Raw genomic sequence first — 10,907 nt, 5'->3', positions numbered from 1 at the left:
TTAACGGAAAGTTCCGCGATGAATGTTTAAACGAACATTGGTTTCGGGATCTGAGTCATGCTCGTGAACTCATCAGTAGCTGGCGTATGGATTACAATGAAAATCGTCCTCACTCAGCACTGGATTATCTGACTCCATCTGAGTTTGCAGCAACCACAAGAACAGTAACGAACAATGGTGATTTAATAAGCATTACTAATGAAATTTTGGATTAATTCTTGGGGGCAGGTCATACGGGACTGTTACTGCCACGAATTCGATTGTTGAAACGAGCGCCTAAGCCTTGCTCTCAACTTTAGTTGAGCTCACACGATAAACGGATGAGAAAGTGGGGGAGAGGAAAACCCTTCAAGTGAGGAGCAATCTTAAGGGTCAGGCTTTGAAAGCAAATTGATGGGTTTTATGTTCAATCTCCACGACTTGGGAGATTGAACATAATCGTTTATCTGCTGATGAAATGAGACAAGCTCGAAGCTCTAAAGAGGCGGGTTATCAACGCTTTGATACAGGCACACTTTGCGTCCATTTCGTGTATCGTATAACCAGCTATAGTTACAATCACTATCATAGTTGTGACGGCCGACTTGTATTTTGTATGGACCTAGCTGAACACCCTGTAAAGATTGAAAACGTCCTCGATAAAGTAAAGAAAAATGTAAATGTGGGCCAGTCGATGAACCACCTTCACACAGTGCAGTTGAACGTTGGTTTGCATAAATACCTAATTCAGTATCTCTCGTTACCCATTGGTCATTCTCTACCTGAATCCAGTCCATATGATAATAGTTAGTTTCCCATCCGTTGGGGTTAGTCACTCTGACCTGACAACGAGACATGACAGTTACGTAACCATCGTGAGCGGCCGTAACACTATAAGTGGGCGCTCCCCAGTCTGGCCAATTGTAGGAAACATCGATAGATGATAACGGATATCCATCCCCAGTGTGCGAATGTGGACCATTCGGTTTCCATGAATAGCCTTGCATCCATGGCCACTGGATAACACCGAGATCGCGGTTCGCATCAGCAAGAGAAGGTGCCAGAGAAAGAGCCGGTGCTGCTGGCTTTACCTGTGGTTGTGCTTGTTGTGTTGGAAGGATCGGGCCGAACCATTGTTCATATTGACGTTGCCAATTGTTCCAATCCGTTAATGTCGGCAGTTGTTGTGCGATCGCCAAAGTCGCAGCGTTGTAATTTTCCTGCACCAGTGATTTGCGTGAATCGTAGTAGTAAAAATGTTGTGACAACTGATTTGCTACCGCTTTAATCTCATCAGCTGTCGGTATTTGTTTGGGATGAACAATCATCAGGGTCGTTAACAGGATTCTGGGATCAACGCCCGTTGCCCCTGCCCAATGTTTAAGTGCTTCTTTGCGTGCCTGCCATGAAGGTTGGGTATTCGCAAAAAAACTATCAATATCAAACGGTCGGAAATGAGGCTGGTAGACAAACTCATTATCACCGATCAAAATATTTGGCAGTTCACTATTGATGAGCTTTGCCTGAGGGATTTCGTGGGGAGTTATGTTGGGATATAAAGAATGAGCCATAGCACCACTGCTTATACCTAGCAACACTAATCCGAAATACATATATTTTTTGTTAAACATAAATGGCACTCCGTATGCACTTAGTGTTTGCTCATCCTATAGCACAATATGCATCATATGGAGTGTTAAATGTGTAATTCTGGCAGCATCCCACAAGTCAGTGCATGTTTATGTAAATATGAAATGATTCAATAAGTTTGGAGTGGTTTGATCATTTCACGCAGAACGCGTCATTGAAGGTATATTTTTAGCAAATTAGATCGATATCGATAACCCGATGGGGTTGTATTCCAAATGAGCGACGTGTCGCGCATTATTTAGTCATGTCTCCCTTCTTTTATTTCTAGAACAATATTGTATTATGCTGTATATGTGAACAGTATTTTGGCGTGTTATTGAAATGCTTTTAGTCACGGAATTTATCCTAATGGCTGCACAAAGTTGTCTTCATCATCTGGATATGGCACTGGATACTTATGACCAATAAAATCATTCACATCGATCTGGATTGTTATTATGCCGCGGTTGAAGCAAGAGATAACCCTGATTTGAGAGGTATTCCATTGGCCATCGGAGGCTCTCAGTTTGGACGAGGTGTACTCTCGACTTGTAGTTATGAAGCGCGCCAGTACGGGGTTCGCTCTGCTATGCCAACAGCTCATGCGCTCAGGTTATGCCCGCATCTGACGGTGATTTCCGGAAATATGGAGAAGTACAAGGCTGTTTCTCAGCAAATCCGTGAAATTTTTATCAGATACACGGATTTGATTGAACCACTGTCTTTAGATGAAGCTTATCTGGATGTCACGCATAGCCCGCTGTTTAAAGGCTCGGCGACACTGATTGCTCAAGATATCAGAAAGACCATTGAATCTGAGCTGAGTCTAACGGCAAGTGCCGGCGTTGCCCCTCTTAAATTTGTTGCCAAAATCGCCTCGGATATGAATAAACCGAATGGTATTTGTGTGATTCCTCCGAGCGAATTGGATGCTTTCATTGAGGAATTGCCACTGGGTAAAATCCCCGGCGTGGGAAAAGTTACATTAGAGAAACTACACAAGTTCGGCCTGTTTTATGGCAAAGACGTGAAAGCATATGAGCACCATCTGTTAGTCAGACACTTTGGTCGTTTAGGGCAAACGTTGTGGGATAGGTGCCACGGTATCGATAAAAGAGCGGTTGAAGTATCGAGAGTCAGAAAGTCGGTTGGCGTTGAGAGAACATTCAGTGCAGATATTTATACCGAAGCCGAGTGTTTAGCGGTGATTGACCGATTATATCCATCCTTAGTGACTCGGCTCGAAAAAATATCCCCGGAAAAGGAAATCGTTCGGCAAGGGGTCAAGCTGAAATTTGATGATTTTAAGCAAACGACTGTTGAACACAAACAACAAACCTTAGATAAGAACTTTTTTACTGAGTTATTGCGAGATGCGCTGTCAAGACAACAAGGGCGAGGGATTCGACTGATTGGTCTGTCCGTCGGACTGAATGCCGAACAGACTGAAAAAGAACAAATGAGTTTTGATTGGTGACTCGGGGCTGTTGATCTTTCGCGATGTTTTTTGCAGCAATTTGTCGTGCATTTAGTCAAGGCAGATCATGTGAAGTGTAGCGCTCTACATGAACGATGACCTAACGCTGGATAAATGTGATTCCACGACTGAGGAAAGAGAGACTTATTATCTATTTATGTTCATTCACAGCTGAATATAGGAGTATTTGGGCGTTAAACACCAAAGAATCGCTTTTTTGATTGTGAAAAGCCAATTTTTCGATTATTGTACTCATCAACTAGTTTGTTGATATGTTGTATGAGTGGTATGGCACAATCTTCTTCGCGTGATTTTTTTGCGTCCCGGCTTGGGTTTATTCTTTCGGCTTCCGGTGCTGCGGTTGGTTTAGGTAATATTTGGGGGTTCCCGACTCAGGTTGCCAGTAATGGTGGCGGTGCTTTCCTGTTGGTTTATCTCGTTTTGATTGCCTTTGTTGCATTCCCGATGCTCGTCATTGAAATGGCGATTGGGCGTCATGGTCAGGCAAATCCAGTTGATAGTATGCGCTCACTTTCTCCTGATCCCAAAGCTCAGAAATTTGCGGCTGGTGTTGGGTGGCTGGGGTTAAGTGTGCCCTGTGCTGTGCTCGCATTTTACAGTATTGTCGGTGGATGGATCATTTGCTTCTTTCTGGCTGCAGTTTGTCAGCTACTGGGGTGGGGAGAACTGTCGCAGTGGTTAGAAGGTTTCTCTGTTGAACGTAATTTGTTCGGCACCATTATTTTCTATGTTTTAACGATTTTGATTGTTCAGGGCGGTGTTAAGCAGGGCATTGAAAAATGGTCGACACGTCTGATGCCGGCGCTGTTTGTTCTCTTTGCTGTATTGTTCATTTATATTTTAATGCAAGACGGGGCAGTTGCAGGACTCAAGCAATATCTGATTCCTGACTTTTCCAAAATTTGGAATAAAGACTTAATCCTTGCCGCGATGGGACAAGGATTCTTCTCGCTGACCATCGGCGGCTGTTCAATGTTGGTATATGGTTCCTATTTGAGTAAAAAAGAGAATCTGCCCAAAATGGCATTGAGTGTCACACTGGTTGATACCGGGGTTGCTTTTATTGCAGGGTTAGTGGTTATGCCTGCGATGTTTGTGGCAATGAAGCAAGGTGTTGAAATTTATGCTGCGGATGGGAGTTTACTCAATTCAGATACTTTGGTTTTCCGTGTATTACCGATGATGTTTGAGAGTTTGGGAATGTTCGGGCAGTTTTTTGCGGTCATCTTCTTTTTGTTGTTGACCATTGCCGCACTGACTTCATCAATCTCCATGCTTGAATGTCCGGTCACGCTTGTGAGTGAACGGTGGAATACCAGCCGGAATGGGACGACGTGGATATTAGGGACGGTCATTGCGCTATTGAGTGTCGTGGTGCTCTATCATTTTGCAGAACTGTTTGGTTTGGTGGTGATGCTGGCGACACAGTATCTACAGCCGCTTGCTGCGTTGATGTTCTGTCTGTTCGGGGGATGGGTCTGGCGTCATCGGGCTAAAATTACCGAGCTTGAGCATGGATTTCCGGGTGTTTCTCAACATTGGTTCGGACGTTTATGGCCCGTATATATTAAATATGTTTGTCCTGTCTTTGTGGTTGCTGTGATGTGGTTTTCTCTTTTCTCTCAGTAGGATAGGAGATTTATATTGCTGTTCGTATTGCGGCAGTTATCCCCTCAAGTGTGTGTCACCGACGCTTGAGGGGGATATGTTATCCTCTTCCCCGAGTTCTTGTTGTTCTCAATTGTGCATTTTTTTCGGCAAACTCAATGATCATGCTGGCAATATCTTTGCCCGTTGCTTTTTCAATTCCTTCTAAACCGGGAGACGAATTGACTTCCATCACGAGTGGGCCGCGAGAGGAGCGGAGCAGGTCAACTCCGGCAACATTGAGTCCCATAATCTTTGCTGCATCAATCGCTGTTTTTCTTTCCTGAGGAGAAATTTTAACCAGCGTTGCTGTTCCGCCCCGATGCAGGTTGGAGCGAAATTCACCTTCTGCGCCCTGACGTTTCATCGAGGCTATCACTTTGTCGCCAATGACAAAACAACGGATATCAGCACCACCGGCTTCCTTCACATATTCTTGAACCATGATGTTTGCTTTGAGCCCCATAAAGGCTTCAATCACACTTTCCGCAGCTTTACGGTTTTCAGCTAAAACCACGCCAATCCCTTGTGTTCCTTCAAGGAGTTTGATGACAACCGGTGCACCGCCGACCATGTTCAATAAATCCTTGATATCATCGGGTTTGCTGGCAAATCCGGTGATAGGCATACCAATGCCCTTTCTCGACAAGAGTTGCATGGAGCGAAGTTTGTCTCTGGAACGACTGATCGCGACAGATTCATTCACCGGATAAACCCCCATCATTTCAAACTGACGTAAGACGGCTGTGCCATAAAAGGTCACTGATGCGCCGATGCGTGGAATGATGGCATCAAACCCGGATAGCTGCTCCCCTTTAAAGTGGATTTCTGGTTTTTCTGAGTTGATATTCATGTAACAACGTAAAGCGTCGATCACTTTGTACTCATGCCCCCGGTTTTTACACGCTTCAATCAGCCTCTGGGTTGAATAGAGCGAGCTGTTTCGCGAAAGAATGCCAATTTTCATGCGTTATCACCAGAAGTCAGTAGAAATGAAGCATCCGGATCAACGATGATTCTCGGGCGCATCGCTGTCCGGCCTAATAACATTCTAAAAGCCATATTTTCACGGTTTGTCAGTGTAATATCGATCGGCCATTGTTCTGTACCTAGCTTGATCTCTGTGCGGATCACATACCGTTTTTCCTCATAGCCACCGGAGTTGCGGACGATACGTCGATCAAGTACGGGTGCCTCGCAAATGACAATTTCTGAATCATCCTTTTGATGGGGGTGCAACCAGAATCGTACCCATTGTATGCCCTCTTTTTTGAAGGCTTTTACTTTAAATGCGTGGAGACAAGATGTCTTTGCGCCTGTATCGATCTTTGCATTGATTTTAGGAATTCCCAAGGCCGGGAGACTGAGAGTTTCTCTCCAGCCAATCATAATTTTTTCATTCATCTTTATGTTCTTCGATTGATAGACGTTGAATCGATAGGAAAGGCGCTGGGCAATTTATTTCTGCAAGGCTGTTCCCCCACTGACAATCATAGCCCTTAGGGAGCATCTTATACAGAAATGCGCTTAATTATTAAACAGATGTGGTTTTGCCTGAGCGAACACTACCAGCAGTTTCAGCATTGAGCGAACAAAAAAATTATCCGTCACGATAAATAATCATGATGGATGTTTCGAACCGGAGGTTACGTATAAATTTATTTTATTTTCAATGAGATATATTGCCCAAATCGACATTGTATGAGAATAGTGTTTACCGCAGCGGAAGCGGGGATTCCGCTACGGTATATTGTGATTTAGTCTTTTTCAGGAATGCTTTTTAGCATGACGATCATTTGTTCCCAGAATTGCTGAACGGTACTGATCTGTACTTTTTCATCCGGAGAATGGGGGAACTTGATGGTTGGACCGAACGACACCATATCCATATCCGGATAAGGACGCTTAAATAACCCACATTCGAGACCGGCATGAATCACCATAATATTCGGTTTATGACCATAGATATTTTCATACTGCTCTCTGAAGATGGCCATAATGGCTGAATTGGTATCAGGCTTCCAACCGGGATATGCATCATAGAAATCAACTTGTGCATTGGCCAGTTCGGCAATAGACCTGAGGCTGCTTTCTACCTGTTGGCGACCTGAGTCGATTAAAGAACGGACCAGGCTCAGAATAGAGATTGTTGATGCTTCAGTTTTGACAACCCCCAGATTCAGTGAAGTTTCAACGACACCGGGGAAATCATCACTCATGCGAATTACGCCATTGGGGCTTGCATTGAGCGTAGCAATGAAACGTTGCTGAGTCGGTAAATCGAATACCTGGTGATGCGCTGGATCTAACTCAATGTGATGGCATTCGGTTATGATATTGTTTTCGGCTTGTTCCAGTTCCTGACGAATGGTTTCAGTGAAGCATTGAAATGCTTCCGTCAGCCTGGAGACATTGTCTTCCGGGAGAGAAAGGGTCACAAAACCTTCACGAGGAATGGCATTTCTCAGTGAGCCGCCTTGAAAATCAATCAGTCGAAGTGCCAGAGGTTCGGCATGTTGTGCCAAAAATCGGGCTAATAGTTTGTTGGCATTGCCTCGTCCGAGATGGATGTCACAGCCAGAATGGCCGCCTTTGAGACCTTTGAGTTGGAGTTTGCGGATCACGTGGTTTGCCGGAACCTGACAGCGTTCAACGTCAAAAGCAAGTAGGCCGTTAATGCCACCGGCACAGCCGACATAAACTTCGCCTTCTTGTTCTGAGTCGGTATTCAGCAGGATCTCTCCTTCAAGGTAACCCGGTTCCAGACCAAATGCACCAGTCATGCCTGCTTCTTCATTGATCGTCAACAGCACTTCCAAAGGACCATGTTGAATATTGTCTGAAGCTAAAACAGCAAGGCAGGTCGCCATCCCGATACCATTGTCTGCTCCGAGAGTCGTGCCTTGAGCGGTAACCCACTCGCCATCAATATAAGGACGGATTGGATCCTGTTCAAAGTTATGGACCGTTTCCTCATTTTTCTGCGGCACCATATCCAGATGTGCTTGTAACACGACACCTTTCCGGTTTTCCATGCCTGATGTCGCGGGTTTCTTAATGAAAATATTACCCGTCGGATCCCGTCTGACATCGAGTGATTGCTCTTGAGCCCATGTAATAATGTATTGGGCCAGATTTTCTTCATGGTATGAAGGATGTGGGATAGAACATATCTTATCGAAAAACGTCCAGACGAGAGACGGTGAAAGGTGACTAATTTCGGATTGGAATTCTGACACTGAAGACTCCTGTTCCACAAGGTGGTCGATGAAAAGTGGATCAAATCAAACTGAGTTGGTGCTTAAAGCTTAATTTGTACTTAAAGCTTAGTTTGTACTTAAGCATTCGTTAGTGAAGACATGCTTGTACTGAAGACAATGCGCACCAGCCGATAGCAAGAGAATATCACCCTCGCCATGAAGGGGATAGCGTGAGACATGTTTTTTTAAAACTAATATGAATGGAATTGATTATTATTATTTCTGTTTAGGAATAAATTTTCACATTTTTTGGTAATTTAATTACATTAATCTCAATAAACAGCCACAAAAATCGAATTTATCTGGTTTTTGTCACAGTATTATTGTAATAAATTTTCTTTATGGTATATTTATCCCTGTTTGCAATGCTTCTATGTTAACCAGTTTATGGTGTTGCCTGAGTGCAGTACTCCCAGTGAGATTGATGGGGAATATTCAGGGAACTCTAACCGACTGCTGTGATAGCCAGTTGGAAACATTGTCAGTTGGAAACGATAGAAACTTGCAGCTCGGACATTTTTGTTCACCCCTAATTTTTATTGGAAATTTTGACCCCTTTCCAGCGCCACTTCATATGAAGTGGCGTTTTTTTATCTTTTCGCCTGGTATTGTCTGTCTTATTGGGTCATCGAAGGCAATAAAAAGCGCATTTTTGATAATTTTTGTCGCGTAAACCGGGATATTTACAAGGTTTCATAAACTTGATTATTCAGTCAGTTTTTATATGAATTACGCTAGAATTTGCCGTATTTACTCTCTATAATCGCCTCCCAATCGTTTACGCAACCGTTTACTTGAATCTATACAGGAACCATCATGATCGAGAAGCTATTTAAATTGAGTGAACATGGTACAACCATGCGAACAGAAGTCATTGCGGGAATTACGACTTTTCTGACCATGGCTTATATCATTTTTGTCAATCCAGCAATCTTAGCCGATACCGGAATGGATCGTGGCGCCGTTTTTGTTGCCACCTGTCTGGCGGCCGCTGTTGGCTGTTTCATCATGGGGTTTATCGCCAATTATCCGATCGCTCTGGCTCCGGGAATGGGACTGAATGCCTTTTTCACCTACACCGTCGTGCTCGGCATGGGGTATACATGGCAAGTTGCTTTAGCTGCGGTATTTGCTTCTGGCGTTCTGTTCATTTTGCTGAGTTTATTTAAGATTCGCGAATGGATTATCAATTCAATTCCGATGTCTTTAAGGACCGGCATTTCGTCAGGGATCGGTCTGTTTCTTGCTTTTATCGCGTTAAAAAATGCGGGGATTATCGTTGATAATCCAGCGACACTGGTTTCTCTTGGTCATATTACTTCGCTGCATTGTGTTTTAGGCGCCCTCGGTTTCTTTCTCACGATCGCATTGGTTTATCGTAATGTGAAAGGCGGTGTGATGATTGCTATTCTGACAATCAGTGCGATTGGCCTGATGCTGGGTGATGTTCACTGGGGCGGTTTGATTTCTATGCCACCGAGCATTGCTCCGACATTTTTACAACTGGATTTCTCCGCGCTGTTAGATGTCGGCATGATTTCGGTTGTATTTGCATTCTTGTTTGTCGATCTGTTTGATACGGCCGGAACCTTAGTAGGCGTTGCTCAAAAAGCTGATCTCATCGGTGAAGATGGAAAAATTCCTCGTCTGAACCGGGCATTATTGGCTGATTCTTCAGCAACGGTTGCCGGTGCGCTGCTCGGCACATCGAATACGACTTCTTATATTGAAAGTGCTGCTGGTGTCGCGACTGGCGGACGGACTGGATTGACGGCTGTTGTGGTTGGCATTCTGTTCCTATTTGCTTTATTCTTTGCGCCCCTTGCTGGTATGATTCCCGCATATGCAACAGCAGGTGCGCTGCTTTACGTTTCTATTCTGATGCTATCTGGGTTGGTTAGTATTGACTGGCGGGATCTCACAGAAGCGGCACCTGTTGTCGTGACCTGTTTAATGATGCCTCTCACGTCTTCAATTGCTGAAGGTATCTCTTTAGGTTTTATCTCATATGCAGTGATTAAACTTTTGAGTGGTAAAGCGCGCAATGTTTCACTCAGCGTGTGGGTCATGGCTGCAATTTTTGTTGTAAAATATATTGCAGGCTAACGAATTAGATTTTAGATAAAAATTGGATAGAAAATAATGAGCAAAAGATTCCTGATTACATGGGATAATATGCAGATGTATTGTCGCCAGCTTGCCGAGCGTCAAATGCCCGCAGAACAGTGGAAAGGTCTGATTGGTGTGAGTCGTGGTGGTCTTGTTCCGGCAGCAATTCTTGCCCGGGAATTGGGTATTCGTTATGTGGATACCATCTGTATTTCTAGTTATGACCACGATCATCAGCGCGATATGAGCGTTCTGAAGGCGCCTGAACATGATGGTGAAGGGTATTTGATTGTTGATGATTTAGTCGACAGTGGTGATACGGCTCGTAAAATTCGCGAGTTGTATCCAAAAGCGAAACTTGTGACGGTCTGTGCCAAGCCAGCCGGTAAAGATTTGGTCGACGAGTATATCGTTGATGTTGCTCAGGATACATGGATTGAACAACCTTGGGATACTGTACTATCCTATGTTGAGCCAGTGAATCGTAAGCTGAAATAGATCTTTTCCTATGAATTGATGCTAATTTGAGAAAATGGTCCTGTTATGGGCCATTTTTTTGTATAGAGAAAACCCCCAGCTAGGCTGGGGGTTCCGTAAAGCTTACAGCTATAAGTCAGTTATATAACCCCTTTCAATTTGATAAAAACGTCTTGTGGTCTGGCAACTACAAGAGTTAATTAAGAATTGAAAGGGGGTCCCAATGGGGGACGAAAAGAGCTTAGCGCACACGCGCTGGAACTGTAAATACCACATAGTCTTTGCACCGAAATATAGAAGGCAAGTGT

The 10,907-nt window shown here is 44.1% G+C and carries 9 protein-coding genes and 1 pseudogene; 6 read left to right on the top strand and 4 right to left on the bottom strand.

What is annotated here, in order from left to right:
- On the top strand, positions 1 to 215 hold a 215-nt coding region (locus VR7878_RS20160), incomplete at its 5' end, for an integrase core domain-containing protein (RefSeq protein ID WP_139344037.1).
- Positions 216 to 476: 261 nt separating this feature from the next.
- Here the strand turns inward: VR7878_RS20160 and VR7878_RS20155 are convergent.
- Positions 477 to 1,550, bottom strand: a complete 1,074-nt coding sequence (locus tag VR7878_RS20155; RefSeq protein WP_235862926.1) for a M23 family metallopeptidase — start codon at positions 1,548 to 1,550, stop codon at positions 477 to 479.
- A 476-nt stretch (positions 1,551 to 2,026) separates the two neighbouring features.
- Here VR7878_RS20155 and dinB point away from each other — a divergent pair, with 476 nt between their 5' ends.
- Both dinB and VR7878_RS20145 read left to right on the top strand, forming a co-directional pair.
- Entirely contained in the window at positions 2,027 to 3,085 is a 1,059-nt protein-coding gene (gene dinB, locus VR7878_RS20150) for a DNA polymerase IV (RefSeq protein ID WP_077337756.1), read from the top strand.
- 288 nt (positions 3,086 to 3,373) lie between these two features.
- Complete coding sequence (locus VR7878_RS20145) at positions 3,374 to 4,735, top strand: sodium-dependent transporter (RefSeq protein ID WP_139344179.1); 1,362 nt, start codon at positions 3,374 to 3,376, stop codon at positions 4,733 to 4,735.
- Between the two features lie 79 nt (positions 4,736 to 4,814).
- Here VR7878_RS20145 and rimK read toward each other — a convergent pair whose 3' ends face one another.
- The 3 genes from rimK to VR7878_RS20130 form a co-directional block, all read right to left on the bottom strand.
- The gene (gene rimK / locus VR7878_RS20140) at positions 4,815 to 5,720 is read right to left on the bottom strand and encodes a 30S ribosomal protein S6--L-glutamate ligase (protein ID WP_077337754.1); all 906 of its coding nucleotides are present in this window, start codon (positions 5,718 to 5,720) and stop codon (positions 4,815 to 4,817) included.
- A complete protein-coding gene (locus VR7878_RS20135; protein ID WP_077337753.1) occupies positions 5,717 to 6,157 on the bottom strand; it encodes an ATP-dependent zinc protease family protein in 441 nt (146 codons plus the stop codon). Before VR7878_RS20135 ends, rimK begins: the two co-directional genes overlap by 4 nt.
- 353 nt (positions 6,158 to 6,510) lie before the next feature.
- On the bottom strand, positions 6,511 to 7,992 hold the full coding sequence (locus tag VR7878_RS20130) for an aminoacyl-histidine dipeptidase (RefSeq protein WP_077337752.1): 1,482 nt from the start codon (positions 7,990 to 7,992) through the stop codon (positions 6,511 to 6,513).
- A gap of 837 nt (positions 7,993 to 8,829) precedes the next feature.
- Between VR7878_RS20130 and VR7878_RS20125 the strand changes: the two genes are divergently transcribed.
- The 3 genes and pseudogenes from VR7878_RS20125 to VR7878_RS20115 all read left to right on the top strand — a co-directional run.
- Positions 8,830 to 10,119, top strand: coding sequence for an NCS2 family permease (locus VR7878_RS20125; RefSeq protein ID WP_077337751.1), 1,290 nt, complete (start codon positions 8,830 to 8,832; stop codon positions 10,117 to 10,119).
- Positions 10,120 to 10,155: 36 nt separating this feature from the next.
- Complete coding sequence (gene gpt / locus VR7878_RS20120; RefSeq protein WP_077337750.1) at positions 10,156 to 10,620, top strand: xanthine phosphoribosyltransferase; 465 nt, start codon at positions 10,156 to 10,158, stop codon at positions 10,618 to 10,620.
- A 202-nt stretch (positions 10,621 to 10,822) separates the two neighbouring features.
- Positions 10,823 to 10,907, top strand: a pseudogene (locus VR7878_RS20115) (IS200/IS605 family transposase); the annotation flags it as partial.

It is taken from the genome of Vibrio ruber DSM 16370 (genome assembly GCF_900163965.1).
GTDB lineage: Bacteria > Pseudomonadota > Gammaproteobacteria > Enterobacterales > Vibrionaceae > Vibrio > Vibrio ruber.
Note: the sequence above shows the minus strand (reverse complement) of the source record. Positions and strands in the feature narration are given on the sequence as shown.